Annotated in this window: 26 protein-coding genes; 6 read left to right on the top strand and 20 right to left on the bottom strand. The window is 72.3% G+C overall.

The genetic code is table 11. From position 1 onward, the window contains the following. The first annotated feature begins 48 nt into the window (after nucleotides 1-48). The gene (locus BLW85_RS23435) at nucleotides 49-873 is read left to right on the top strand and encodes a COG4705 family protein (RefSeq protein ID WP_070026290.1); all 825 of its coding nucleotides are present in this window, start codon (nucleotides 49-51) and stop codon (nucleotides 871-873) included. Nucleotides 874-1,020: 147 nt separating this feature from the next. On the opposite strand, the gene BLW85_RS23425 is transcribed toward BLW85_RS23435, so the two are convergent. Genes BLW85_RS23425 through tsaB form a run of 4 tightly spaced genes read right to left on the bottom strand, consistent with a single transcriptional unit; the run spans nucleotide 1,021 to nucleotide 3,512 of the window. After that, the gene (locus BLW85_RS23425; RefSeq protein WP_074993024.1) at nucleotides 1,021-1,278 is read right to left on the bottom strand and encodes a hypothetical protein; all 258 of its coding nucleotides are present in this window, start codon (nucleotides 1,276-1,278) and stop codon (nucleotides 1,021-1,023) included. Beyond that, nucleotides 1,275-2,372: a tRNA (adenosine(37)-N6)-threonylcarbamoyltransferase complex transferase subunit TsaD gene (gene tsaD, locus BLW85_RS23420; RefSeq protein ID WP_070026292.1), complete on the bottom strand. Its 1,098-nt coding sequence runs from the start codon at nucleotides 2,370-2,372 to the stop codon at nucleotides 1,275-1,277. Before tsaD ends, BLW85_RS23425 begins: the two co-directional genes overlap by 4 nt. Continuing rightward, the gene (gene rimI, locus BLW85_RS23415; protein ID WP_074996177.1) at nucleotides 2,365-2,838 is read right to left on the bottom strand and encodes a ribosomal protein S18-alanine N-acetyltransferase; all 474 of its coding nucleotides are present in this window, start codon (nucleotides 2,836-2,838) and stop codon (nucleotides 2,365-2,367) included. The genes tsaD and rimI overlap by 8 nt, the downstream gene beginning before the upstream one ends. 17 nt (nucleotides 2,839-2,855) lie before the next feature. Then, nucleotides 2,856-3,512 (bottom strand): tRNA (adenosine(37)-N6)-threonylcarbamoyltransferase complex dimerization subunit type 1 TsaB, encoded by a 657-nt coding sequence (tsaB, locus tag BLW85_RS23410; RefSeq protein WP_070026293.1) that lies wholly within the window; start codon nucleotides 3,510-3,512, stop codon nucleotides 2,856-2,858. Between the two features lie 112 nt (nucleotides 3,513-3,624). Between tsaB and BLW85_RS23405 the strand changes: the two genes are divergently transcribed. Continuing rightward, nucleotides 3,625-4,185 carry a hypothetical protein gene (locus BLW85_RS23405; protein WP_074993023.1) on the top strand — a complete coding sequence of 187 codons (561 nt, stop codon included), beginning with the start codon at nucleotides 3,625-3,627 and terminating at the stop codon, nucleotides 4,183-4,185. Nucleotides 4,186-4,559: 374 nt separating this feature from the next. Here BLW85_RS23405 and tsaE read toward each other — a convergent pair whose 3' ends face one another. The 5 genes from tsaE to BLW85_RS23380 all read right to left on the bottom strand — a co-directional run bounded on the left by tsaE (nucleotide 4,560) and on the right by BLW85_RS23380 (nucleotide 9,629). Then, complete coding sequence (tsaE, locus tag BLW85_RS23400) at nucleotides 4,560-5,090, bottom strand: tRNA (adenosine(37)-N6)-threonylcarbamoyltransferase complex ATPase subunit type 1 TsaE (protein WP_070026295.1); 531 nt, start codon at nucleotides 5,088-5,090, stop codon at nucleotides 4,560-4,562. Then, nucleotides 5,053-6,303: an alpha/beta fold hydrolase gene (locus BLW85_RS23395; protein WP_074993022.1), complete on the bottom strand. Its 1,251-nt coding sequence runs from the start codon at nucleotides 6,301-6,303 to the stop codon at nucleotides 5,053-5,055. The genes tsaE and BLW85_RS23395 overlap by 38 nt, the downstream gene beginning before the upstream one ends. A gap of 89 nt (nucleotides 6,304-6,392) precedes the next feature. After that, nucleotides 6,393-7,562: an alanine racemase gene (gene alr / locus BLW85_RS23390; protein WP_070026297.1), complete on the bottom strand. Its 1,170-nt coding sequence runs from the start codon at nucleotides 7,560-7,562 to the stop codon at nucleotides 6,393-6,395. Nucleotides 7,563-7,779: 217 nt separating this feature from the next. Next, nucleotides 7,780-9,210, bottom strand: a complete 1,431-nt coding sequence (locus BLW85_RS23385; protein WP_107409164.1) for an NAD(P)H-hydrate dehydratase — start codon at nucleotides 9,208-9,210, stop codon at nucleotides 7,780-7,782. Nucleotides 9,211-9,257: 47 nt separating this feature from the next. Further along, on the bottom strand, nucleotides 9,258-9,629 hold the full coding sequence (locus tag BLW85_RS23380; RefSeq protein ID WP_070026299.1) for a holo-ACP synthase: 372 nt from the start codon (nucleotides 9,627-9,629) through the stop codon (nucleotides 9,258-9,260). A gap of 49 nt (nucleotides 9,630-9,678) precedes the next feature. Between BLW85_RS23380 and BLW85_RS23375 the strand changes: the two genes are divergently transcribed. After that, nucleotides 9,679-10,470: an SDR family NAD(P)-dependent oxidoreductase gene (locus tag BLW85_RS23375; protein ID WP_070026300.1), complete on the top strand. Its 792-nt coding sequence runs from the start codon at nucleotides 9,679-9,681 to the stop codon at nucleotides 10,468-10,470. Nucleotides 10,471-10,485: 15 nt separating this feature from the next. On the opposite strand, the gene glmS is transcribed toward BLW85_RS23375, so the two are convergent. Continuing rightward, nucleotides 10,486-12,333: a glutamine--fructose-6-phosphate transaminase (isomerizing) gene (gene glmS, locus BLW85_RS23370; RefSeq protein WP_071828686.1), complete on the bottom strand. Its 1,848-nt coding sequence runs from the start codon at nucleotides 12,331-12,333 to the stop codon at nucleotides 10,486-10,488. Between the two features lie 196 nt (nucleotides 12,334-12,529). Here glmS and coaA point away from each other — a divergent pair, with 196 nt between their 5' ends. Next, on the top strand, nucleotides 12,530-13,498 hold the full coding sequence (gene coaA / locus BLW85_RS23365) for a type I pantothenate kinase (protein WP_070026302.1): 969 nt from the start codon (nucleotides 12,530-12,532) through the stop codon (nucleotides 13,496-13,498). Nucleotides 13,499-13,553: 55 nt separating this feature from the next. After that, nucleotides 13,554-14,483: a DUF389 domain-containing protein gene (locus BLW85_RS23360; protein ID WP_074993020.1), complete on the top strand. Its 930-nt coding sequence runs from the start codon at nucleotides 13,554-13,556 to the stop codon at nucleotides 14,481-14,483. 81 nt (nucleotides 14,484-14,564) lie between these two features. Here BLW85_RS23360 and glmM read toward each other — a convergent pair whose 3' ends face one another. The 3 genes from glmM to rplM all read right to left on the bottom strand — a co-directional run bounded on the left by glmM (nucleotide 14,565) and on the right by rplM (nucleotide 17,117). Next, on the bottom strand, nucleotides 14,565-15,923 hold the full coding sequence (glmM, locus tag BLW85_RS23355; protein WP_070026303.1) for a phosphoglucosamine mutase: 1,359 nt from the start codon (nucleotides 15,921-15,923) through the stop codon (nucleotides 14,565-14,567). 195 nt (nucleotides 15,924-16,118) lie between these two features. Further along, the gene (rpsI, locus tag BLW85_RS23350) at nucleotides 16,119-16,631 is read right to left on the bottom strand and encodes a 30S ribosomal protein S9 (protein ID WP_003998795.1); all 513 of its coding nucleotides are present in this window, start codon (nucleotides 16,629-16,631) and stop codon (nucleotides 16,119-16,121) included. Between the two features lie 42 nt (nucleotides 16,632-16,673). Continuing rightward, nucleotides 16,674-17,117, bottom strand: coding sequence for a 50S ribosomal protein L13 (rplM, locus tag BLW85_RS23345; RefSeq protein ID WP_070026304.1), 444 nt, complete (start codon nucleotides 17,115-17,117; stop codon nucleotides 16,674-16,676). A gap of 427 nt (nucleotides 17,118-17,544) precedes the next feature. Between rplM and BLW85_RS23340 the strand changes: the two genes are divergently transcribed. Next, complete coding sequence (locus BLW85_RS23340) at nucleotides 17,545-18,441, top strand: hypothetical protein (protein WP_074996176.1); 897 nt, start codon at nucleotides 17,545-17,547, stop codon at nucleotides 18,439-18,441. A gap of 1 nt (nucleotide 18,442) precedes the next feature. On the opposite strand, the gene truA is transcribed toward BLW85_RS23340, so the two are convergent. From truA to infA, 7 genes are all read right to left on the bottom strand, one after another. After that, complete coding sequence (truA, locus tag BLW85_RS23335; RefSeq protein WP_070026306.1) at nucleotides 18,443-19,294, bottom strand: tRNA pseudouridine(38-40) synthase TruA; 852 nt, start codon at nucleotides 19,292-19,294, stop codon at nucleotides 18,443-18,445. A gap of 73 nt (nucleotides 19,295-19,367) precedes the next feature. Then, nucleotides 19,368-19,862, bottom strand: coding sequence for a 50S ribosomal protein L17 (gene rplQ, locus BLW85_RS23330; RefSeq protein ID WP_070026307.1), 495 nt, complete (start codon nucleotides 19,860-19,862; stop codon nucleotides 19,368-19,370). A gap of 181 nt (nucleotides 19,863-20,043) precedes the next feature. Next, nucleotides 20,044-21,066 (bottom strand): DNA-directed RNA polymerase subunit alpha, encoded by a 1,023-nt coding sequence (locus BLW85_RS23325; RefSeq protein ID WP_003966937.1) that lies wholly within the window; start codon nucleotides 21,064-21,066, stop codon nucleotides 20,044-20,046. Nucleotides 21,067-21,195: 129 nt separating this feature from the next. Then, the gene (gene rpsK / locus BLW85_RS23320; protein ID WP_003956432.1) at nucleotides 21,196-21,600 is read right to left on the bottom strand and encodes a 30S ribosomal protein S11; all 405 of its coding nucleotides are present in this window, start codon (nucleotides 21,598-21,600) and stop codon (nucleotides 21,196-21,198) included. Between the two features lie 66 nt (nucleotides 21,601-21,666). Next, on the bottom strand, nucleotides 21,667-22,047 hold the full coding sequence (gene rpsM, locus BLW85_RS23315) for a 30S ribosomal protein S13 (protein WP_009300593.1): 381 nt from the start codon (nucleotides 22,045-22,047) through the stop codon (nucleotides 21,667-21,669). Nucleotides 22,048-22,239: 192 nt separating this feature from the next. Beyond that, nucleotides 22,240-22,353 carry a 50S ribosomal protein L36 gene (gene rpmJ, locus BLW85_RS23310; RefSeq protein WP_003998809.1) on the bottom strand — a complete coding sequence of 38 codons (114 nt, stop codon included), beginning with the start codon at nucleotides 22,351-22,353 and terminating at the stop codon, nucleotides 22,240-22,242. A 60-nt stretch (nucleotides 22,354-22,413) separates the two neighbouring features. Then, nucleotides 22,414-22,635 carry a translation initiation factor IF-1 gene (gene infA, locus BLW85_RS23305; protein WP_003948620.1) on the bottom strand — a complete coding sequence of 74 codons (222 nt, stop codon included), beginning with the start codon at nucleotides 22,633-22,635 and terminating at the stop codon, nucleotides 22,414-22,416. Nucleotides 22,636-22,792: the final 157 nt, after the last annotated feature.

The raw sequence follows: 22,792 nt of genomic DNA, 5'->3' as shown, positions 1-22,792 counted from the left end.
CTGCGAGGGTCGTCACTCATCTGACACCCCCTCACAGGAGCACCACCCGTGACGACCCCGCACTCCGTGACGCGGAAACTGCCCGAGGTCACGCTCGCCTTCTGGATCATGAAGATCGCGGCGACGACCCTGGGCGAGACCGCGGGCGACCTGTTCTCCCAGACCCTCCGGCTGGGCTACTTCCTCACCACCGTCGCCCTGTTCCTGGTCTTCGTGGTGACGCTCGTGGTCCAGCTGCGCTCGGCGCGCTACCGGCCGTTCTGCTACTGGACGGTGATCCTGTCGACCTCCATGGCCGGCACCACCCTGTCCGACTTCATGAACCGCGCGGCCGACGCGCGCTACCTCCCGGCCGGGGACACGAGGCTCGGCTGGGGTCCGCAGGGCCTCGGCCTCGGCTATCCGGAGGGCGCCGCGATCCTGGTGTCGCTCCTGCTGCTGGTCTTCCTCGGCTGGAGGCTCAGCGGGATGACCTTCCGGATCACCGAGATCGTCACCTTCCGGGGCGAGGCGCTGTTCTGGACGGCGATCCTCGTCTCCAACACGCTCGGCACGTCGATGGGCGACTTCCTCTCCGACAGCTCGGGCCTCGGCTACCTGGGCGGCGCCGCCCTGGTGACCGGACTGCTGCTGGTGCTGGTCGCGCTGATCAGGGTGGAGGCGGTGCCGAACGTGCTGCTCTTCTGGATCGCCTTCGTACTGACCCGCCCGCTCGGCGCCACCGCCGGCGACCTGCTGACCAAGCCGGTGGCCAAGGGCGGCCTGGACCTGGGGACGACGGGGTCGTCGGCGGTGCTGCTCGCGGTGCTCGTCGGGCTGATGGTGCGGGCGACGAGAACACCCCGCCCCCGGGGTTCCGGGAGCGGGGTGTGAGTGGAGCGCCGGGCAGGCCTTGCACCTGCATCTCCCCGCAGGAAGCGGGGCGTCTTTCCTTGGACCACCAACGCACTGCGTTCGTACCGGAGTTCCGGCCGTTCGCTGTGTGATGATCATAGACCGATGCGGGCGGGCGCCGCAAACTCAGTCGGCGGCCACCGGCTCGAAGCGCCAGCGGTGCACCGGCCGGGTCACCAGCTCCGGACCGGGGTCCGGCAGTTCGGGCACCACGGCGTCGTACGGCGCGTCCCACCACGTGATGACCAGCACCCGGTCCCGCGGGGCGCGGAAGGTCTCGCGGCGCACCGGCCGCTCGGGGAGGGCCTGCGCGCGCGCCCAGGCCAGCAGCTCGGCGCCCCGGCCCTCGGGGGCGCGCGCCTCCCACATCAGCGCGACCGTCATGAGTACAGGTTCTCCTTGCTGACCTCGTGCACATGGTCGTGGCCGTGGTGGTGGCCGGGCACGTGCGACTCGGTCACCGGCAGGGAGGAGTCCGCCGACAGGTCCCAGCCGGAGGCGGCCCGGTTGCGGGCGACCATCTCGGCGCCGAGCGCGGCCACCATCGCGCCGTTGTCCGTGCACAGCTTGGGGCGCGGCACCCGCAGCCGGATGCCGGCCGCCTCGCAGCGCTCCTGGGCGAGGGCGCGCAGCCGGGAGTTGGCCGCGACACCGCCGCCGATCATCAGGTGGTCGACGCCCTCGTCCTTGCAGGCCCGCACGGCCTTGCGGGTGAGCACGTCCACCACGGCCTCCTGGAAGGAGGCGGCCACGTCGCGCACCGGCACCTCCTCGCCGGCCGCCCGCCTGGCCTCGATCCAGCGGGCCACGGCGGTCTTCAGACCGGAGAAGGAGAAGTCGTACGCCGGGTCGCGCGGGCCGGTCAGACCGCGCGGGAAGGCGATGGCCGCGGGGTCGCCCTCGCGGGCGTACCGGTCGATGACCGGGCCGCCGGGGAAGCCCAGGTCGAGCACGCGGGCGATCTTGTCGAAGGCCTCGCCGGCGGCGTCGTCGATGGTGGCGCCCATCGGCCGTACGTCGGAGGTGATGTCCGAGGACAGCAGCAGCGAGGAGTGGCCGCCGGAGACCAGCAGCGCCATCGTCGGCTCCGGCAGCGGGCCGTGCTCCAGCTGGTCGACGCAGATGTGCGAGGCCAGGTGGTTGACGCCGTACAGGGGCTTGCCGAGGGCGTAGGCGTAGGCCTTGGCGGCGGAGACGCCGACGAGGAGGGCGCCCGCGAGGCCCGGCCCCGCGGTCACGGCGATGCCGTCGAGGTCCTTGGCGGTGACCCCGGCCTCCTTGAGCGCGCGGTCGATGGTCGGGACCATCGCCTCCAGGTGGGCACGGGAGGCCACCTCGGGGACGACGCCGCCGAAGCGGGCGTGCTCGTCCACGCTGGAGGCGACGGCGTCGGCCAGCAGGGTGGTGCCGCGCACGATGCCGACGCCGGTCTCGTCGCAGGAGGTCTCGATGCCGAGGACGAGGGGTTCGTCAGCCATTGATCTCGGTTCCTTGAACAGATGCGGAAGGGTCGGTCAGGCGCATCACCAGGGCGTCCACGTTCCCCGGCTGGTAGTAACCGCGCCTGAACCCGATGGGGGCGAAGCCGAAGCGCTCGTACAGCTTCTGCGCGCGGACGTTGTCGACCCGGCATTCGAGCATCACCTCGCGGCACTCGAACGCGGTCGCCGCCCGCAGCAGGTCGGTCAGCAGCCGCCCGCCCAGACCGGAGCCCTGCTGGTCCCGGGCGACGGCGATGGTCTGGACGTCGGCCAGATCCCCGGAGGCGGCCAGGCCGGCGTAGCCGACGACGCGGCCCTCCGACTCGGCCACCACGTAGCGGCGGGTGGCCGCCGGGCCCCGGGAGTGGGCCAGCTCGGACCAGAACATGCCCCGGGACCAGGCGTCCTCGGGGAACAGGTCCTTCTCCAGCTCCAGGACCGGGTCGATGTCCCACCAGCGCATCTCGCGCAGTCGTGCGGTCACTTGGGGGTGACCACCTTGTAGTTCTTGGGGACCTGGGCGTCCGGGCGGCGCAGGTACATCGGCCGCGGCGCCTCCAGCTCCTCGCCCGCGGCCAGCTTCCCGGCGGCGAGCGCGGCCAGCGCGGCGGCGGACACGTGCTCGGGCTCGTGGGCGCTCGGGAACGTGTCCGGGTAGAGCAGGGCACCGGCGCCGACCGCCGGGAGCCCGGCGACCTTCTCGGCGATGTCGGCCGGGCGGTCCACGGCCGGGCCGGTCAGCCGGGTGCGGGAGTCGGCGTACGTCGCCCAGTAGACCTCCTTGCGCCGGGCGTCGGTCGCCACGACGAAGGGGCCCTTCTCGATGTCGGCGGCGTAGGCGAGGCCGTCCAGCGTGCACACGCCGTGCACGGGGACGCCGAGCGCCAGCCCGAAGGTGTCGGCGGTCATCAGGCCGACGCGCAGCCCGGTGTAGGGGCCGGGGCCGGTGCCGACGACGATCCCGGTGACCGCCTCCAGCTTGAGGCCGGCCTCGGCGAGGACCCGGTCCACGGCCGGCAGCAGCAGCTCCCCGTGCCGGCGCGCGTCCACCTGGCTCGACGAGGCGATGACGTCCGTTCCGTCGTGCAGGGCGACGGTGACGGCGGGCGTTGCGGTATCCAGAGCGAGCAAGAGCACGCGAACAGCCTACGGCGCCCGCGCCTCGTGCACGCCCGCCCGGGGCGGACGGTCACCGGCTGCTACGGTCTGTACGAAGTACGACATATGGCGCGAGGCGGAGGAGGCGCGGGTGACAGGGACCAGCTCGGGAATCGTGGCGGGCCTCACCGCGGCGGCCATCGGAACGGTCGGCTTCCTCGCCTACCAGGCGCAGGCGACCGTACCGGCGGGCCTGGGCGCCCGGCCGTCGGCGAACGGCTCGCCCGGGGCCCCGGCCGGCAAGGCACCCCGGGACCGGCGCCACCCGACCGCCCTGCCGGACGGTTCGGGCAAGGGTGAACGGGTCGTGTACTCGGTGGACGACGACCGGGTGTGGCTGGTCGGCGCGGGCGACCGGGTGCTGCGCACCTTCCGGGTACGGCCGGGCACCGTGGACCCGCCGGTCGGCACGTACTGGGTGACCTCGCGCTCGCACGCGGTCACCGGGACCGACGGCATCCCCATCGAACACGTGGTCCGCTTCACCACGGTCGACGGCGTCACCATCGGCTTCAGCGCTCCCGTGCGCAGCGACGCCGTCCCGGCCGCCGACGCGGGCACCAGGACGGGCGGCATCCGCGAGACGCGCCCGGACGGCGACGCCCTGTGGAAGTTCGCGACGATCGGCGAACGGATCGTGGTGATCCGCTGACGTCGTGCCGGCCGGTCCGGCGGCCGGGCCGGTGCGGCGAACGCGCCGGGCTCATCCCGTCCGGGCCGGGCTCACGCCGTCCGGGCCGGGCTCACGCCGCGCGCCGGGTCTGGTCCGGCCGACGAGGGGCGCGTGGTTCCGGGGCTCTCGGCGGGCGGGAGATCACCGCCGCGGCCGCGCATGCCGCCAGCAGGGTCTGCATGGGCACCGGGGCGGGGCCGGGCTGCCGCGGGGGGCGGGAAGGGGGCATGGACGCCTCCTGAGGTGCGGTGCGGCGCAGTAAGGCATGCCTCACTACGAGCTGAACCCCATGTCATCACGCCACGGCAGCCCGCGCAACATCTTGCCGACGGCCTGTCGGAAAAACCGGCGGCTCAGGCCGTGAGCGTCTCCAGGCCCGCGTCGGCCCACCGCTCCCCCAGCCCGGTCAGGGTCAGGTGCCGTACCTCGTCGGTGGTGTCGCCGACGGCGCGGTGGATGACGATCCGGAGCCGGTCCTCGGTCAGCTCCTCGACCTTGCCCTCGCCCCACTCCACGACGATCACGGAGTCCGGGAGCGAGACGTCGAGGTCCAGGTCCTCCATCTCGTCGAGGCCGCCGCCGAGCCGGTAGGCGTCCACGTGGACGAGGGGCGGGCCGTCGCCGAGGGAGGGGTGCACCCGGGCGATCACGAAGGTCGGCGAGGTGACCGCGCCCCGCACCCCGAGCCCCTCGCCGAGCCCGCGGGTCAGCGTGGTCTTGCCCGCGCCCAGTTCCCCGGAGAGCATCACCAGGTCACCGGCGCGCAACAGCTTGGCGAGGCGCCGCCCCAGCTCCCGCATCCGCTCCGGGGAGGTGATCGTCAGCCGGGTCTCGGCCCGGTCGGGCTCAGCGGGGTCGTACGGTGCTGCTGCTGGACGTTCCATAGGCACTTACGGTAGCCCCTGCCGGCACCGCGCCCGCGCGGGTGAGCAGGTCGGCGAGGCGGTCGGTGACCACCTCCGGGTGCTCCAGCATCACCAGGTGCCCGGCGTCCGGCACCAGCACCAGCTCCGCGTCGGGCAGCCGGTCGGCTATCGCCTCGCTGTGCGCGCTCGGCGTCACCAGGTCCTGCACGCCCGCCAGCACCAGCACCGGCATGTCCCGGAAGCAGGCCAGCGCCCCGGTCTTGTCGTGGTCGGTGAAGGCCGGGTAGAACTCGGCGACCACGTCGATCGGCGTGGACTCGATCATCCGCTCCGCGAACCGCTCCACGGCCGGGTCGACGTCCCGCCCGGCGAAGGAGTACCGCTTGATGATCCCGGCGAACAGGTCGGCGGTGGCCCGGCGCCCGCGCTCCACCAGTTCCGCCTGCTGCCCGAGCGCCTTGAGCACCCCGGGCAGCACCCGGCGTATCGCGTTGACGCCGGCCACCGGCAGCCCGAAGTTGACCTCGCCGAGCCGGCCCGGGGAGGTGCCCACGAACGCGGCGGCGACCACCCGGTCCCGGATCAGCTCCGGGTGCTCGGCGGCGAGCGCCATCATGGTCATCCCGCCCATCGAGTGGCCCACCAGCACGATCGGCCCGTCCGGTGCGGCGGCGTCGATGACGGCCTTCAGATCGCGGCCGAGCTGGTCGATGGTGAGCGGCTCCCCGTCCCGGTTCTGCGCCACGCCCCGCCCGGAGCGGCCGTGGCTGCGCTGGTCCCAGTGCACGGTGCGCACGACCCCGCGCAGGGCAGCGCGCTGGAAGTGCCAGGAGTCCTGGTTGAGGCAGTAGCCGTGGCAGAAGACGACGGTGACCGGCGCCGGCGCCTTGCGGCCGAAGAGCCGCAGCCGGCGCGGGGAGGGGTCCGCGCCCGTGTCCGGTTCGGCCTCGTCGACCTCGTAGTACAGCTCGGTGCCGTCGTCGGCGTACGCCTTGCCCGGGGTGCCGCGCAGGGTGCCGTAGGGGCCCGCGGCGTCCAGCGCGAGGCGGGCCTTGCGGCGCATCGAGCGCCCCACCGTCATCCGCTCGACGGCGACGCCGGCCGCCGCTCCCGCGGCGAGGACGCCTATCGCGGTGCCGACGACGCCGGTCGCCCTGCGCCAGCTGCCGGCCGCCCCCGCGGCGGAGGCGGCGGCCGCGGAGGCGACGACGTCCGCCCTGCTCTCGTTCACGTACCGCTCCTCCTCGCCGTACAGGTGTTCGTTGGGACAGGCCCGCGGTGCCTGGGTGACCGCTGTGCCGGCCGGCAGTCCCGAACGGGTTATCCGCGCTCTTCCTCGTTGACGTAGACGCGGGGCACGCGGCTTCCGATGCGCGTGACGATCTCGTATCCGATCGTGCCGCAGGCCGCCGCCCAGTCCTCGGCGGTGGGCTCGCCGCGGTCGCCGGGCCCGAACAGCACGGCCTGCGAGCCGACCGGCGGTTCGTCGCCGCCGAGGTCCACCACGAACTGGTCCATGGCGACCCGCCCGGCCGCCGTCCGCCACTTGCCGTCGACCAGCACCGGGCCCGCGCCGGAGGCGTGCCGCGGGACGCCGTCGCCGTAGCCGAGCGGGACGAGGCCGAGGGTGGTGGGGCCGGGGGTGACGTAGTGGTGGCCGTAGCTGACGCCGTGCTCGCCCGGCACGTGCTTGACCAGTGCCAGCGAGGCGCTGAGCGTCATCACCGGGCGCAGCCCGAAGTCCCCGGGGGTGCCGATCTCGGGGCTGGGCGACAGGCCGTACATGGCGATGCCCGGGCGGACCAGGTCGAAGTGGGTCTCGGGGAGGGTGAGCGTGGCGGGCGAGTTGGCGATGTGCCGCACCTCGGGGCGGACGCCCCGCTCCTCGGCATAGGCCACCATCTCCCGGAAGCGGGTGAGCTGGGCGGCGATGGAGGGGTGGCCGGGCTCGTCGGCGCAGGCGAAGTGGGACCACAGGCCGGTGACCCGGACCAGGCCCTCGGTCTCGGCGCGCAGGGCGGCGGCGACCAGTTCCTCCCAGTCGGCGCCGGGCTGGCAGCCGTTGCGGCCGAGCCCGGTGTCCGCCTTCAGCTGGACCCGTGCGGTCCGCCCGGCCGCGCGGGCGGCCTCGGTGACCTCCCGCAGCGCCCACATCCCGCTGAGCGACACGTCGACGTCGGCCTCGATCGCCTGCCGCCAGGGCCCGCCGGGCACCCACAGCCAGCACAGCGTGCGCTGGGTGAGCCCGGCCGCGCGCAGCGCGAGGGCCTCCTCGGGCGTGGCGGTGCCGAGCCAGGTGGCCCCGGCCTCGACGGCCGCGCGGGCGCAGCGCACCGCGCCGTGCCCGTATCCGTCGGCCTTCACGACGGCCATCACGGCCACGTCCCCCACCCGGGCCCGCAGGGTCCGCACATTGGCGCGCAGGGCGCCCAGATCGATCTCGGCGCGGGCGCGCAGGGGGGCGGTCGGCACAGCTGCTGTCTCAGTCATGGCGCCCCCAGTCTCTCAGAGCGCGGTACCGGCCGGATCGTGGTGTCGGCCACGGGGCCGCCGGGATGCGCGGTACGACGGCGCGCGGGCTGCGGACCGGACGTGTCTGACGGGGCGCCACGTCCGCGTGCGGCACCGGGACTCGGCGCCCGCCCCGCCCGGCACGGGGACTCGGCGCCCGCCCCCGCCCGGCGCGGTGAACCCGGCGCCGCCCCGCTCAGCGCCTGACGTCCCGCCACGCCCGCGGAATGCGGTCCGCCACGTCATGGGCGCCCGCCGGAGCGCCCTCGGACGCGAACCGGCCCGCCAGGCCGTGCAGGTACGCGGCGGCACTCCCCGCGTCCCGCGCGGTCAGCCCCGAGGCCAGCAGGGAACCGCCGAGACCGGAGAGAACATCGCCGCTGCCGGCGGTGGCGAGCCAGCCGGTGCCGGTGGCGTTCACCCGTACCGCGCCGCCCGCCGCGTCGGCGACCAGCGTGGTCGAGCCCTTGAGCAGCACCGTCGCCCGGTAGACCGCCGCCAGTTCGCGCGCCGCGGCGAGGCGGGCGCCCTCGACCTCCTCGCGGGCCACCCCCAGCAGCGCGGCGGCCTCCCCCGCGTGCGGTGTCATCAGGGTGGGCGCCGTGCGCGCCCGTACGGCGTCCCGTTCCGCGAGGCGCAGCCCGTCCGCGTCCAGCAGCACCGGCACCTCGGCGGCCAGCACCTCGGCGACGGTCGCCGCGTCGTCCCCGGCGCCCGGTCCGGTCACCCACGCCTGCACCCGGCCCGCCTTGGCCGGGCCCCGGTCGGAGACCAGAGTCTCCGGGAAGCGGGCGATGACCGCCTCCGCGGCCGGGCCGACGTAGCGCACGGCCCCGGCGCCGCCGCGCAGCGCCCCGGCGACGGCGAGCACCGCGGCGCCCGGATAGCGCGCGGACCCGGCCGCGATCCCGACCACGCCCCGCCGGTACTTGTCGCTCTCGGCCGCGGGCACCGGCAGCAGCCGCGCCACGTCCGCGTGCTGGAGCGCCTCCAGCTCGGCCTCGGCGGGCAGCTCCAGGCCGATGTCGACCAGCCGCACCACCCCGGCGTGCTCCCGCGCCGGATCCACCAGCAGTCCGGGCTTGTACGTCCCGAAGGTGACGGTGAGGTCCGCCCGCACGGCGGCCCCCCGCACCTCCCCGGTGTCCGCCTCGACCCCGCTCGGCAGGTCCACCGCCACCACGGCGGCCCGGGACCGCCGCACCGTCTCCACCAGCCGCGCGGCCTCGGGCCGCAGCCCGCCCCTGCCGCCGATCCCGACGATGCCGTCCACGACGAGATCGGCCCGCAGCAGCACCTCCTCGGCGGAGCCGGCCGCGCCGACGACGCCGCCGGCCCGCAGCAGCGCGGCCAGCCCTTCGGCGTGCGCCCGCTCGGGCGCGAGGAGCACGGCCGTCACCCCGGCCCCCCGGCGCGCCAGCCGGGCGCCCGCGTACAGCGCGTCGCCGCCGTTGTCGCCGCTGCCCACGAGCAGGACCACCCGGCTGCCGTACACCTTGCCCAGCAGTTCGGCGCAGGCGGCGGCGAGACCGGCGGCCGCCCGCTGCATCAGCGCCCCCTCCGGCAGCCGCGCCATCAGGGCCCGCTCGGCCGCCCGTACCGTCTCCACGCCGTACGCACTCCGCATGGCACCGAGTGTGCCCCGTAACCCCCACCGGCCACACCCGGGCCCGCTCAGCCCTCGGCGATCACCACGGCCGAGGCGACGCCCGCGTCATGGCTGAGGGACACGTGCCAGGACCGCACCCCCAGCTCCGCGGCGCGCGCGGCCACGCTTCCGCGCACCCGCAGCCGGGGCCGCCCGCTGTCCTCGACGTACACCTCGGCGTCCGTCCACAGCAGTCCGGGCGGCGCGCCGAGCGCCTTGGCCAGCGCCTCCTTCGCGGCGAACCGGGCCGCCAGCGAGGCGATGCCGCGCCGCTCCCCGCTGGGCAGCAGCAACTCCTGTGTCACGAACAGCCGGTCGGCCAGCTGGGGGGTGCGCTCCAGGGACGCCCGGAAGCGGTCGATCTCCGCCACGTCGATCCCGACTCCGATGATGCTCATGGACAGCACCCTAGACAGACGGCACCGGTACGCCCTCTACGCTTCGGCCATGACCAGCACCGCGTCCCAACAGTCCTACCTCGCCGACCTGTTCTCGCTCGACGGCCGCGTCGCCGTGGTGACCGGCGGCAGTTCCGGCATCGGCCGGGCCATCACCGGGGCACTGGCCCGGGCCGGCGCCGGCGTGGTGGCCGTGGCCCGCGGCGAGGAGCAACTGGCCGCCACCGTCGGCGAGCTGACGGCCGACGGGTGCCGGGCCGCCTGGGTCGCGGGCGATCTGGGCAGCCGCGAAGGGGTGCGGGCGGTGGCCGAGGAGGCGGCGGCCGTGTACGGGGAGCCCGACATCCTCGTCAACTGCGCCGGGATCAATCTGCGGCCCCCGATGGACGAGCTGGACGAGGACGTCTGGGACGCCACCATGGCCGTGAACCTGGAGGCGCCCTTCCTGCTGGGCCGGCGGTTCGGGCCCGGCATGGCCGAGCGCGGCTTCGGCCGGATCATCCACATCAGCTCCCAGCAGGCGCACCGCGCGTTCGTGTCGAGCGGCGCGTACGGCGTCTCCAAGGGCGCCCTGGAGTCGCTGGCCCGCTCCCAGGCGGAGGCCTGGTCGCCGTACGGGGTCACCTGCAACACCCTGGTGCCGGGCTTCGTGATGACCCCGCTCAACGCCCGGCTGTCGGCCGACCCGGAGCGCGTGGCGGCGCTGGCCGCGCGCACCATGACCGGGCGCAACGGCCTCGCCGGGGACTTCGCGGGCGCGGCCGTCTTCCTCGCGAGCCGCGCCTCCGCCTACGTCACGGGCCAGTCGATCTGCGTGGACGGAGGCTTCTCCGTCCACTGAGCGACGGCGGCGGCGCTACTCGACCGTCACCGACTTCGCCAGGTTCCGCGGCTGGTCCACCTCGTTGCCCCGCGCGGCGGCCAGCTCGCAGGCGAAGACCTGGAGCGGCACGGTGGCCACCACCGGTTGCAGCAGGGTGGGCGTGGCCGGGATGCGGATCAGGTGGTCGGCGTACGGGACGACCGCCTCGTCCCCCTCCTCGGCGATCACGATGGTGCGCGCCCCGCGCGCCCGGATCTCCTGGATGTTGGAGACGATCTTGTCGTGCAGGAGGGAGCGGCCGCGCGGCGACGGCACGACCACCACCACCGGCATGTCCTCCTCGATCAGCGCGATCGGGCCGTGCTTCAGCTCGCCCGCCGCGAAGCCCTCGGCGTGCATGTAGGCGAGTTCCTTGAGCTTGAGCGCGCCTTCGAGGGCGACCGGGTAGCCGACGTGCCGGCCCAGGAAGAGCACGGTGTCCTTGGCGGCCAGGGTGCGGGCCAGCGCCCGTACCGGCTCCATGGTCTCCAGGACGCGCTCGACCTCGACCGAGATCCGGGACAGGTCCTTGATCACGGCCTGCACCTCGTCGCCCCACTTGGTGCCGCGCACCTGGCCCAGGTAGAGGGCGACCAGGTAGCAGGCGATCAGCTGGGTGAGGAACGCCTTGGTGGAGGCGACGGCGACCTCGGGCCCGGCGTGCGTGTAGAGCACCGCGTCCGACTCGCGCGGGATGGTGGAGCCGTTGGTGTTGCAGATGGCCAGCACCTTGGAGCCCTGCTCGCGGGCGTGCCGCAGGGCCATCAGGGTGTCCATGGTCTCGCCGGACTGGGAGATGGCGATCACCAGGGAGCGGCTGCCCAGGATCGGGTCCCGGTAGCGGAACTCGCTGGCCAGCTCCACCTCGCAGGGGATGCGCGTCCAGTGCTCGATGGCGTACTTGGCGATCAGCCCGGCGTGGAAGGCCGTACCGCATGCCACGATCACGACCTTGTCGGTCTCGCGCAGCTCGGACGGGGAGATCCGCAGCTCGTCCAGGGTGAGCGAACCGGACGGGTCGATCCGGCCGAGGAGGGTGTCGGCGACCGCCTTGGGCTGCTCGGCGATCTCCTTGAGCATGAAGTAGTCGTAGCCGTCCTTCTCGGCGGCCGAGGCGTCCCAGTCCACGTGGTAGGAGTGCACCTCGGCGGGGCGGCCGTCGAAGCCGGTGACGGTCACGCCGTCCCGGCGCAGCTCCACCACCTGGTCCTGGCCCAGCTCGATCGCCGAGCGGGTGTGCGCGATGAACGCGGCGACGTCCGAGGCCAGGAACGCCTCGCCCTCGCCGACGCCGACCACCAGCGGGGAGTTGCGACGCGCGCCGACCACCACGTCCGGGGCGTCGGCGTGCACCGCGACCAGCGTGAACGCGCCCTCCAGGCGCCGGCACACCAGCCGCATCGCCTCGGCGAGGTCGCCGGTCACCGAGTACTCCTCGGCCAGCAGATGGGCGACGACCTCGGTGTCGGTCTCGGAGTTCAGCACGTGGCCGCGCTCGGCCAGCTCGGCCCGGAGCACCGCGAAGTTCTCGATGATGCCGTTGTGGACGACGGCGACCCGGCCCGCGTTGTCGAGGTGCGGGTGCGCGTTGTCGTCCGTGGGGCCGCCATGGGTGGCCCAGCGGGTGTGCCCGATGCCCGTCGAACCGGCCGGCAGCGGCCGCTCGACCAGTTCCTTCTCCAGGTTGACCAGTTTCCCGGCCTTCTTCGCGGCGGCCAGACCGCCGTCCGCCGGCAGGGCGACGCCCGCCGAGTCGTAACCCCGGTACTCCAGCCGCTTCAGCCCGGCCATCACGACATCGAGCGCCGACTGCGACCCTACGTATCCCACGATTCCGCACATGGGCCGCAGCCTACGGTCCGCCCCGCGCCGGAAACCGTCACTCCCTGCCCGAATTCGGAAATTCCCACGGGCATACGAGGGTCCGCCCGGGCCGGCGCGGCGCGCGTGACGGGGCGGCCGAGTCGCGTGACGGACCCCACCTCCCGTGCCGTTCGAACTCCGTTAACAATGGAATGTGATCTCACCGGTCCCCTCGATGCCCCGGAGCGCCCACCGGCACAGGCCGGAGGCGACTCCCTACGTCGACCTCACCCGAGCCGAGTGGAGCGCGCTGCGCGACAAGACGCCGCTGCCGCTCACCGCCGAGGAGGTGGAGAAGCTGCGCGGTCTGGGCGATGTGATCGACCTGGACGAGGTGCGCGACATCTACCTCCCGCTGTCCCGGCTGCTGAACCTCTACGTCGGCGCCACCGACGGCCTCAGAGGCGCGCTGAACACCTTCCTCGGCGAGCAGGGCTCGCAGTCCGGCACCCCGTTCGTCATAGGCGTGGCCGGCTCCGTCGCCGTCGGCAAGTCCACCGTCGCCCGTCTCCTCCAGGCCCTGCTGTCCCGCTGGCCCGAGCACCCGCGCGTGGAGCTGGTCACCACCGACGGCTTCCTGCTGCCCACCCGGGAACTGGAGGCCCGCGGCCTGATGTCCCGCAAGGGCTTCCCCGAGTCGTACGACCGCCGGGCGCTGACCCGCTTCGTCGCCGACATCAAGGCCGGCAAGGGCGAGGTGACCGCACCGGTCTACTCGCACCTGATCTACGACATCGTCCCCGACCAGAAGCTCACCGTCCGCCGCCCCGACATCCTGATCGTGGAGGGCCTCAACGTCCTCCAGCCCGCGCTGCCCGGCAAGGACGGCCGCACCCGGGTGGGCCTCGCCGACTACTTCGACTTCAGCGTGTACGTCGACGCGAGCGCCGAGGACATCGAGCGCTGGTACCTCAGCCGCTTCAGGAAGCTGCGCCAGACGGCGTTCCAGGACCCCCACTCGTACTTCCGCAAGTACACCCAGGTCTCCGAGGAGGAGGCCCTCGACTACGCCCGCGCCCTGTGGCGCACGATCAACAAGCCCAACCTGGTCGAGAACATCGCCCCCACCCGCGGCCGCGCCACCCTGATCGTCCGCAAGGGAGCGGACCACAAGGTGCAGCGGCTGCGCCTGCGCAAGCTGTAGGGCGGGACGGCGAAGGCGGCGGGGACGGCACGGCGCACCTGTTAGAAAAGGCGCCATGCTGCATCTGCGCCTGATCACCCCGGCCGAACGGACCGACGAGGTGGTGCGACTGGTCGAGGACACGGTCGGCACCGCCCACCTCGCGGTGGTACCGGGGGCCGCCCGCGATCCGGCCGGCGACCTCGTGCTGTGCGACGTCGCCCGGGAGGCGGGCGACGGGCTCATCGCCGGGCTGCGGCACCTGGGCCTGGACGACACCGGCGCGATCACCGTCGAGGAGATCGGCCTGACCCTGTCCCGGCGGGCCGAGCAGGCCGAGCGGGACGCCCCGGGCGAGGGCGCGGACGCGGTGCTCTGGGAGGGCCTGACCGAGGCCACCCACGAGGAGTCCACCCTCTCGGTGACCTACCTGGCCTTCATCACGCTGGCCACGATGATCGCGGCCTGCGGTGTGGTGCTGGACAACGCGGTCCTGATCGTCGGCGCGATGGCCGTGGGCCCCGAGTTCGGTCCGCTGGCCGGCATCTCCACGGCCCTGGTCCGGCGCCGCCCGCGTCTGGCGCTGCGCTCCCTGACCGCCCTGCTGGTGGGCTTCGCGGCGGCGATGGCGGTGACGGTCGGCTTCACCCTGTTCATGGACGCCGTCGGCCTGTTCCAGCGCTCCGCCCTGGAAGGCAGCCGCCCCAACACCGCGTTCGTCTACGCCCCCGACGCCTTCTCGTTCATCGTCGCCCTGCTGGCGGGCGTGGCCGGCACCCTGTCCCTGACCTCCGCCAAGTCCGGCGCGCTGGTGGGCGTCGCCATCTCGGTCACCACGGTCCCGGCCGCCGCCAACGCGGCGGTGGCCCTGGCCTACGGCGACACCGGCCAGACCGCCGGCTCGGCCGAACAGCTCCTGCTGAACCTCGCGGGCATCGTGCTGGCGGGCACCCTCACCCTGCTGGCCCAGAAGTACTTCTGGGGGCGCCGGCGCCGGCACGGCTGAGGCGCGCGGGGCCGTGCGGCGGTACGGCCCCGCCGGTTGGGCGCGAGCGACCGAAACGGTTCCCCGCGCCCCGGACCGGCCCTATCCCAGGGCCGACTTCACCGCGTCGGCGAGCCGCCCGGCCACCGACCGCGCCTGCTCGATGTCCGCCGCCTCGACCATCACCCGGACCAGCGGCTCGGTACCGGAGGGCCGCAGCAACACCCGCCCGGTCTCCCCGAGTTCCCGCTCGGCCTCGACGACGGCCGCGGCCAGGTCCGCGGAGGTCCGCACCCGCGACTTGTCGACGTCGGGCACATTGATGAGCACCTGCGGCAGCCGCTCCATCACGGACGCCAACTCCCGCAGGCTACGGCCGCTTTCGGCGACCCGCGCGGCCAGCAGCAGACCGGTCAGCGTGCCGTCGCCGGTCGTCGCGTGGTCGAGGATGATCACGTGCCCGGACTGCTCGCCGCCGAGGGCGAACCCGTGCCGCTTCATCTCCTCCAGCACGTACCGGTCGCCCACGGCCGTCTGCACCAGCCGGATCCCGGCCTTCTCCATCGCCAGCTTGAAGCCGAGGTTGGACATCACGGTCGCCACCACGGTGTCGGCCCGCAGCGCGGAGTGCTCCCGCATCGCGAGGGCGAGCACGGAGAGGATCTGGTCGCCGTCGACCTCCTCGCCGGTGTGGTCCACCGCGAGGCACCGGTCGGCGTCACCGTCGTGCGCGATGCCGAAGTCCGCGCCGTGCTCGACCACGGCCGCCTTCAGCGGGCCGAGGTGCGTGGAGCCGCAGCCGTCGTTGATGTTGAGACCGTCCGGCGCGGCGCCGATGGTGACGACCTGCGCACCGGCCCGGGTGAACGCCTCCGGCGAGACCCCCGAGGCCGCGCCGTGCGCTTCGTCCAGGACGATCTTCAGCCCGTCCAGCCGGTTGGGCAGCACCGACAGCAGGTGCGTGACGTACTGCTCGAAGCCCTCGTCGTAGGAGCGCACCCGGCCGACGCCGGCACCGGTCGGCCGCTGCCACGGCTCGCCGTGCCGGTGCGACTCGTACACCGCCTCGATCCGGTCCTCCAGCTCGTCGGCGAGCTTGTGACCGCCGCGGGCGAAGAACTTGATTCCGTTGTCCGGCATGGCGTTGTGGCTGGCGGAGAGCATCACGCCGAGGTCGGCGCCGAGCGCGCCGGTGAGGTGGGCCACCGCGGGCGTCGGCAGCACCCCGACCCGCAGGACGTCCACGCCCGCGCTCGCCAGGCCCGCGACGACCGCCGCCTCCAGGAACTCCCCGGACGCCCGCGGGTCCCGACCGACCACGGCCTTCGGCCGGTGACCCTCGAAGGTGCCCGCCTCGGCCAGCACATGCGCCGCGGCCACGGAGAGGCCGAGGGCCATCTCGGCCGTCAGATCCGCGTTGGCGACACCGCGCACGCCGTCCGTGCCGAAGAGTCGTCCCACTTGTCCTCCTGAGGAAGCATCGATGGCGTAAACGGACGGGCACCGGGTCGATGGGGGCGCCTCGCCATCCGGTCACACAAGCCTTTGAGCGTCTTGTGTCGTTATACGCCCTTGGCTGAGATAAACGAACGCCCCGACGGCACAAGTGGCGTGCCGCCGGGGCGTTCGGAGTACGAGCAGGCAGCTCGGGCTTGCTTAGCGCTTGCTGTACTGCGGAGCCTTGCGGGCCTTCTTCAGACCGGCCTTCTTCCGCTCGACCGCACGGTCGTCGCGGCGCAGGAAGCCGGCCTTCTTCAGCGGGCCACGGTTGTTGTCGACGTCCGCCTCGTTCAGCGCACGGGCGACACCGAGACGGAGCGCACCGGCCTGGCCGGAGACACCGCCACCGGCGATGCGGGCGATGACGTCGTAACGGCCCTCGAGCTCGAGCACCTTGAAGGGCTCGTTGACCTCCTGCTGGTGCACCTTGTTCGGGAAGTAGTCCTCGAGGGTGCGGCCGTTGATCTTCCACTTGCCGGTGCCCGGAACGATCCGGACGCGGGCAATGGCGTTCTTGCGGCGGCCCAGGCCGGCGGCCGGCTGGGGCTCGCCGAAGCGGGAGGCCAGGGACTCCGAGGTGTACTCGCCCTCGACGGGGACCTCGGACTCGGTGGTGTAGCTGTCGATGTCAAGCTCTTCGAGCGGCTGCTCGGCAGTGGTCTCGGCCACGATTCTCCTCAGATTCTCTTCAGTCTTAGGGGGTGGCCGGACTTACTGCGCGACCTGGGTGATCTCGAACGGCACCGGCTGCTGGGCAGCGTGCGGGTGCTGGTCACCCTTGTAGACCTTCAGCTTCGAGAGCATCTGACGGCCCAGGGAGTTCTTGGGGAGCATGCCCTTGACGGCCTTCTCGATGGCCTTCTCGGGGTTGTTGGCCAGCAGGTCGTCGTAGCGGACGGACCGCAGACCACCCGGGTAGCCGGAGTGGCGGTAGGCCATCTTCTGGGTCCGCTTGTTGCCGGACAGGTGCACCTTGTCGGCGTTGATGATGATGACGAAGTCACCAGCGTCTACGTGCGGCGCGTAGATCGGCTTGTGCTTGCCCCGGAGGAGGGTCGCAGCAGTGGTGGCGAGACGGCCCAGGACAACGTCCTGAGCGTCGATGACGTGCCACTGGCGCGTCACATCGCCGGGCTTGGGGCTGTACGTACGCACGGTTCGTAGCCTTCGCTTCGAGTGAATGGTCCTGAACAGGTCACCGAAACGATCACGACAGCCTTGACCGCACTGCGGTGACGCAAACCGCGCGCTGGTCGCTGGTCATCGGCCCGGTGGACCGGTGTAAGGGCCCGTCCCGTGAGAATGAGCAAGCCAATACACAACGAAGAAGCAGGTTACCCGGCGGCCCCCGGACGGGTCAAAACGAGGCAGGACACCCGGCGGGCCCTGCGCCGCGTCTGCCGCGTCAAGGGTCTTTTGTTTGGATAACGGCGGATCAGGGAGCGGCGTCTGGTGCGTGCAGATGCAAGGCGGAGGAGGGAGTCAACGCGGAGCGTTGGCGACCGACGACAACGCAGCAGATGCGCGTGCCAGGCCCCGCGAGCCCGGCGTGATCCGAACGAGAGGCCCTAAGATGCGCCCCATGAGTTACGGGCAGGGGGGACCCCAGTCTCAGTGGGATCCCTGGAAACCGCAATCCCAGCAGCCCCAGCAGCCTCAGCAGCCCTGGGGCAGCGGCGGCGACGACGGGACACCGGACTGGGCCGCCCTCGCGGAGGCCTCGGAGACCCGCAGCAAACGGCGCAGGCTGCTGTTCATCGGCGGCGGCGCGCTCGCCACGATCGCCGTCGGCGCCGCGGTCGCCCTGGCCGTCGTCTCGGCGAACGGGCACAGCGGCCCCTCGGGCAGCGCCTCGCAGCTGCCCAGCGCCTCCCTGCCCGGCGGCACGGCCGGCACCGCGCCCTCCTTCGCGCCCACCAGCGCCCCGCCGCCGCTGGACCCGAAGGACTTCATATCCAGCGCCAAGAAGGACACCGCCCCGCTGAGCCCCGGGACCCTGTTCCCGGGCACCCGGCTGACCATGGGCGGCACGGTGTACAAGAAGGGCGCGACCAGTGACACCACCAGCTGCGCCGGCGCCGCGGGCGGCACCCTGCCCGGCATCCTCACCGCCAACGGCTGCACCCGGCTGATGCGCGCCACCTACACCCACGGGGACGTCGCGGTCACCGTCGGCGTCGCCCTGTTCGACACCGAGGCCCAGGCCACCAAGGCCCGCAAGCAGACCGACGACCACAGCATCGTGCGCTCGCTCTCCGGCTCGGGCGTCCCGGCCTTCTGCGACGGCGCCACCTGCCGCTCGACCCGCAACGCCTACGGCCGCTACGCCTACTTCACCCTCGCCGGCTTCACCACCGGCAAGAACGTCACCACCAAGGACACCCAGGTCTTCGGCGCGGGCGACAACCTGGCGGAGTTCACCTTCCGGCAGATCCGGCAGCGCGGCCAGGCCCAGGCGTCCGCGGCGGCGAACCGGTAGCTCAGCAGCACCCCGCCGACGGCAGCGAGCGCTTGTTGCGGGCCTCCTTGTTACGGGCGGCCAGCAGCTCGTCGGCGGGGTAGCCGACCTCCTCCAGGGTCAGCCCGTGCGGCCGTACGACATGCACGGCCGAGTCCCGTACCCCCGCGGCCAGCACCTTCCCCGGCCACTCCGGGCCGCGGTGCCCGTCGCCGACGAACAGCAGCGCGCCGATCAGCGAACGCACCATGTTGTGGCAGAACGCGTCGGCCCGCACCGTCGCCGTGATCACGCCGTCCGCGCCCCGCACCAGGCTCAGCTCCTGGAGCGTCCGGATGGTGGTGGCACCCTCCCGGCGCTTGCAGTACGCGGCGAAGTCGTGCTCCCCGAGCAGCGCCCGCGCGGCCTCGTTCATGGCGTCCACGTCGAGCGGCCAGTCGTGCCAGAGCACATGACCGCGCAGCAGCGGGTCCACTCCCCCGGGGTTGTCCGTCACCCGGTACGCGTAGCGCCGCCAGATCGCCGAGAACCGCGCGTTGAACCCCTCCGGGGCCTGCGCCACCCGCCAGATCCGCACGTCCTTCGGCAGCCGCCCGGCGAGCCGCTTGAGCAGCTTCTCGCGGTGCTCCGCCCACAGCTGCTCCGGCAGGTCGACGTGCGCCACCTGGCCGCGCGCGTGCACTCCGGCGTCGGTGCGCCCGGCCACGGTCAGCTCGTACGTCTCCTTCGACCGCGTCACCGTGCGCAGCGCGTCCTCGATCTCCCCCTGCACGGTCCGCTTGCCGCCGGCCTGCTTGGCCCAGCCGTGGAAACCGGCGCCGTCGTAGGACAGGTCGAGGCGGACGCGGACATGGCCCGGCTGTACTTCACTCACACACAGATCCTCTCAAGTACGCGAAAGCGGGCCCGCCCAAAGGGCGAACCCGCTTCCCGCGTCAGGCTGAGCCTCAGGCGTCCTTGGACTCCTCGGCAGCGGCCTCCTCGGCCGGCGCCTCGGTGGCCTCGGCGGCCTTGGCCTCGTCGGCCTCCTTGACCGCGCGCTTGGTGGCGGCCTCGGCCTCACCCACGGCGTTCTGCTGCACCGTCAGCGCCTCGACCAGCTCGATCACGGCCATGGGCGCGTTGTCGCCACGGCGGTTGCCGATCTTGGTGATGCGGGTGTAACCACCCGGACGGTTCTCGTACCGCGGGCCGATCTCGGTGAAGAGCGTGTGCACGATGCTCTTGTCCGTGATGACCTGGAGCACCTGACGGCGGTTGTGAAGGTCGCCCTTCTTCGCCTTGGTGATCAGACGCTCGGCGTACGGGCGCAGGCGGCGGGCCTTCGCCTCGGTGGTGGTGATGCGGCCGTGCTCGAAGAGGCTCTTCGCCAGGTTCGCGAGGAGCAGCTTCTCGTGCGCGGCGCTGCCGCCCAGACGGGCACCCTTGGTGGGCTTCGGCATTGTTCTTCTCCTGTGTCTCTGCCCTGGCCGTATCAGGTACCGGGGTCAGTATCCGAGCAGACGGTTGTCTGTCGGAGATCCGGACGGGCCCCGAAGGGGTGCCCGCCCGGAGGGGGTGCGGGAAACTCGCGGCAAGCCGCGGCGCACCCGCACCCGAAAACGGACCGTCCGGACCGAGCTGTCAGTACTGCTCGGTCTCGACGAACCCGGCGTCCGCGTCGTCGTCCGCGCCGAAGGCGTCCGCGGCGGCGGTCGGGTCGAATCCGGGCGGGCTGTCCTTGAGGGCCAGGCCCATGCCGGCCAGCTTCGCCTTGACCTCGTCGATCGACTTCGCACCGAAGTTGCGGATGTCGAGCAGGTCGGCCTCGGAGCGGGCGACGAGCTCACCCACGGAGTGGATGCCCTCGCGCTTGAGGCAGTTGTACGACCGAACGGTGAGCTCCAGCTCCTCGATCGGCAGCGCCAGGTCGGCGGCGAGCGCGGCGTCCGTCGGGGACGGACCCATGTCGATGCCCTCGGCGTCGATGTTCAGCTCGCGCGCGAGACCGAACAGCTCGACCAGGGTCTTGCCCGCGGAGGCCATGGCGTCACGCGGACGCATCGCCTGCTTGGTCTCGACGTCGACGATCAGCTTGTCGAAGTCGGTGCGCTGCTCGACACGCGTGGCCTCGACCTTGTACGTGACCTTCAGAACCGGCGAGTAGATGGAGTCGACCGGGATGCGGCCGATCTCCTGGCCCACCTGCTTGTTCTGCACGGCGGAGACGTAGCCGCGACCGCGCTCGACGGTCAGCTCCATCTCCAGCTTGCCCTTGCCGTTGAGCGTGGCGAGGACGAGGTCGGGGTTGTGCACCTCGACACCGGCCGGGGGCGCGATGTCGGCGGCGGTGACCAGACCCGGGCCCTGCTTGCGCAGGTACATCACGACCGGCTCGTCGTGCTCCGAGGAGACGACCAGCTGCTTGATGTTGAGGATCAGGTCGGTGACGTCCTCCTTGACGCCCGGCACGGTGGTGAACTCGTGCAGCACGCCGTCGATCCGGATGCTCGTGACGGCGGCACCGGGGATCGAGGACAGGAGGGTACGGCGCAGGGAGTTGCCGAGGGTGTAGCCGAAGCCCGGCTCCAGCGGCTCGATCACGAACCGGGAGCGGAACTCGTCGACGACCTCTTCGGTCAACGAGGGACGCTGAGCGATCAGCATGGAATGAATCCTTCAGTCAGGGGCGCCCGCTATTTGACGCCCGACTCTGTACTGCAAGGGTACGGGCGGCACGGCTTCTGCACAGAGGCCGTACCGCCCGGAACCGCAAATCCAGCGGAGCGCTGAGCGTCAGACGCGGCGGCGCTTCGGGGGACGGCAGCCGTTGTGCGGGGTCGGGGTGACGTCCTGGATGGAGCCGACCTCGAGGCCCGTGGCCTGCAGGGAGCGGATCGCGGTCTCACGGCCGGAACCCGGGCCCTTGACGAACACGTCGACCTTGCGCATGCCGTGCTCCTGGGCGCGGCGGGCAGCCGACTCGGCGGCCATCTGCGCGGCGAACGGCGTGGACTTCCGGGAGCCCTTGAAGCCGACGTGGCCGGCGGAGGCCCAGGAGATCACGTTGCCCGAGGGGTCCGTGATCGAGACGATCGTGTTGTTGAACGTGCTCTTGATGTGCGCGTGGCCGTGAGCGACGTTCTTCTTTTCCTTGCGGCGCACCTTCTTGGCAGCGCCCTGACGACCCTTGGGGGGCATCTACAAACTCCTAGAGGGAGGTGGTCGGTCCTACAGCGAAGACCGTGGACAGAGGTCCGCTGCGGACTACTTCTTGCCCGGCTTCTTCTTGCCGGCGATGGCGCGACGCGGGCCCTTGCGGGTACGGGCGTTGGTGCTGGTGCGCTGACCGCGGACGGGCAGACCGCGACGGTGACGGAGACCCTGGTAGCAACCGATCTCGACCTTGCGGCGGATGTCGGCCTGGATCTCGCGACGGAGGTCACCCTCGGTCTTGATGTTGTTGTCGACGTACTCGCGGATCGCGACCAGCTGCTCTTCGCTCAGGTCACGAACGCGGGTGTTCGGGTCGACGCCGGTCGCAGCCAGCGTCTCCTTCGAGAGGGTCCGGCCGATGCCGAACACGTAGGTGAGGGCGACCTCCACGCGCTTTTCGCGCGGGATGTCAACACCGGAAACGCGTGCCATTCAATGGCTCCTGGTGAATCTTCGGAGGTCTTCCGCAGAACCGGCTCCCGGCCGCCGTATGAGGTACGAACCGGGTCCCCGGCCTCCGAACCGGGGGTGTCGAGCCGCTGGGCTCGGGTTCTGCGTATGAACAATTCAGCTCGCGTCGCGCGAAAACTCTGCGATAGAGGTGCAGAGAGGGGTGGTCGTGCGTCAGCCCTGGCGCTGCTTGTGGCGCGGGTTCTCGCAGATGACCATGACCCGGCCGTGACGGCGGATCACCCTGCACTTGTCGCAGATCTTCTTGACGCTCGGCTTGACCTTCATGGGGTGAGGTTCTCCGGGTCAGTGCCATCGCACCGGGCGAACCCGGGGCGCGGGCAAGATCTACTTGTACCGGTAGACGATCCGGCCACGCGTCAGGTCGTACGGAGACAGCTCCACCACGACCCGGTCGTCAGGGAGGATGCGGATGTAGTGCATACGCATCTTGCCGCTGATGTGTGCCAGGACCTGGTGGCCGTTCTGGAGCTCGACCTTGAACATGGCGTTCGGCAGAGACTCGACGACAGTGCCCTCGATCTCGATGGCACCTTGCTTCTTGGCCACGCTTCGCCCTTCGAATCGACTACCTTGATCGACTCTCCCGCGTCCCTTACGGGCGCATGCGGACATGCGGGTGCACGAGAGCCGACGAGTCAGTCTACGTCGGCGCACCCGGAAACGCGAATCGAGGAATTCTGCCCCACCAGGGCGTCGCCCATGC

This window comes from Streptomyces misionensis, from assembly GCF_900104815.1.
Taxonomy (GTDB): Bacteria; Actinomycetota; Actinomycetes; order Streptomycetales; family Streptomycetaceae; genus Streptomyces; species Streptomyces misionensis.
This window is presented reverse-complemented; position numbering and strand designations above follow the sequence as displayed.

Bases quoted from the DNA above. Each gene is read 5' to 3' on its own strand.
- BLW85_RS23325 (WP_003966937.1), bottom strand. From the start codon at position 21,066: ATGCTGATCGCTCAGCGTCCCTCGTTGACCGAAGAGGTCGTCGACGAG.
- BLW85_RS23340 (WP_074996176.1), top strand. From the start codon at position 17,545: ATGAGTTACGGGCAGGGGGGACCCCAGTCTCAGTGGGATCCCTGGAAA.
- alr (WP_070026297.1), bottom strand. From the start codon at position 7,562: ATGACTGAGACAGCAGCTGTGCCGACCGCCCCCCTGCGCGCCCGCGCC.
- rpsM (WP_009300593.1), bottom strand. From the start codon at position 22,047: ATGGCACGCGTTTCCGGTGTTGACATCCCGCGCGAAAAGCGCGTGGAG.
- rpmJ (WP_003998809.1), bottom strand. From the start codon at position 22,353: ATGAAGGTCAAGCCGAGCGTCAAGAAGATCTGCGACAAGTGCAGGGTG.
- rimI (WP_074996177.1), bottom strand. From the start codon at position 2,838: ATGCGCTGGTGGGACATCGACCCGGTCCTGGAGCTGGAGAAGGACCTG.
- BLW85_RS23385 (WP_107409164.1), bottom strand. From the start codon at position 9,210: ATGCGGAGTGCGTACGGCGTGGAGACGGTACGGGCGGCCGAGCGGGCC.
- BLW85_RS23375 (WP_070026300.1), top strand. From the start codon at position 9,679: ATGACCAGCACCGCGTCCCAACAGTCCTACCTCGCCGACCTGTTCTCG.
- tsaD (WP_070026292.1), bottom strand. From the start codon at position 2,372: ATGGCTGACGAACCCCTCGTCCTCGGCATCGAGACCTCCTGCGACGAG.
- coaA (WP_070026302.1), top strand. From the start codon at position 12,530: ATGCCCCGGAGCGCCCACCGGCACAGGCCGGAGGCGACTCCCTACGTC.
- tsaE (WP_070026295.1), bottom strand. From the start codon at position 5,090: ATGGAACGTCCAGCAGCAGCACCGTACGACCCCGCTGAGCCCGACCGG.
- glmS (WP_071828686.1), bottom strand. From the start codon at position 12,333: ATGTGCGGAATCGTGGGATACGTAGGGTCGCAGTCGGCGCTCGATGTC.
- BLW85_RS23380 (WP_070026299.1), bottom strand. From the start codon at position 9,629: ATGAGCATCATCGGAGTCGGGATCGACGTGGCGGAGATCGACCGCTTC.
- rpsK (WP_003956432.1), bottom strand. From the start codon at position 21,600: ATGCCCCCCAAGGGTCGTCAGGGCGCTGCCAAGAAGGTGCGCCGCAAG.
- BLW85_RS23425 (WP_074993024.1), bottom strand. From the start codon at position 1,278: ATGACGGTCGCGCTGATGTGGGAGGCGCGCGCCCCCGAGGGCCGGGGC.
- BLW85_RS23360 (WP_074993020.1), top strand. From the start codon at position 13,554: ATGCTGCATCTGCGCCTGATCACCCCGGCCGAACGGACCGACGAGGTG.
- rplQ (WP_070026307.1), bottom strand. From the start codon at position 19,862: ATGCCGAAGCCCACCAAGGGTGCCCGTCTGGGCGGCAGCGCCGCGCAC.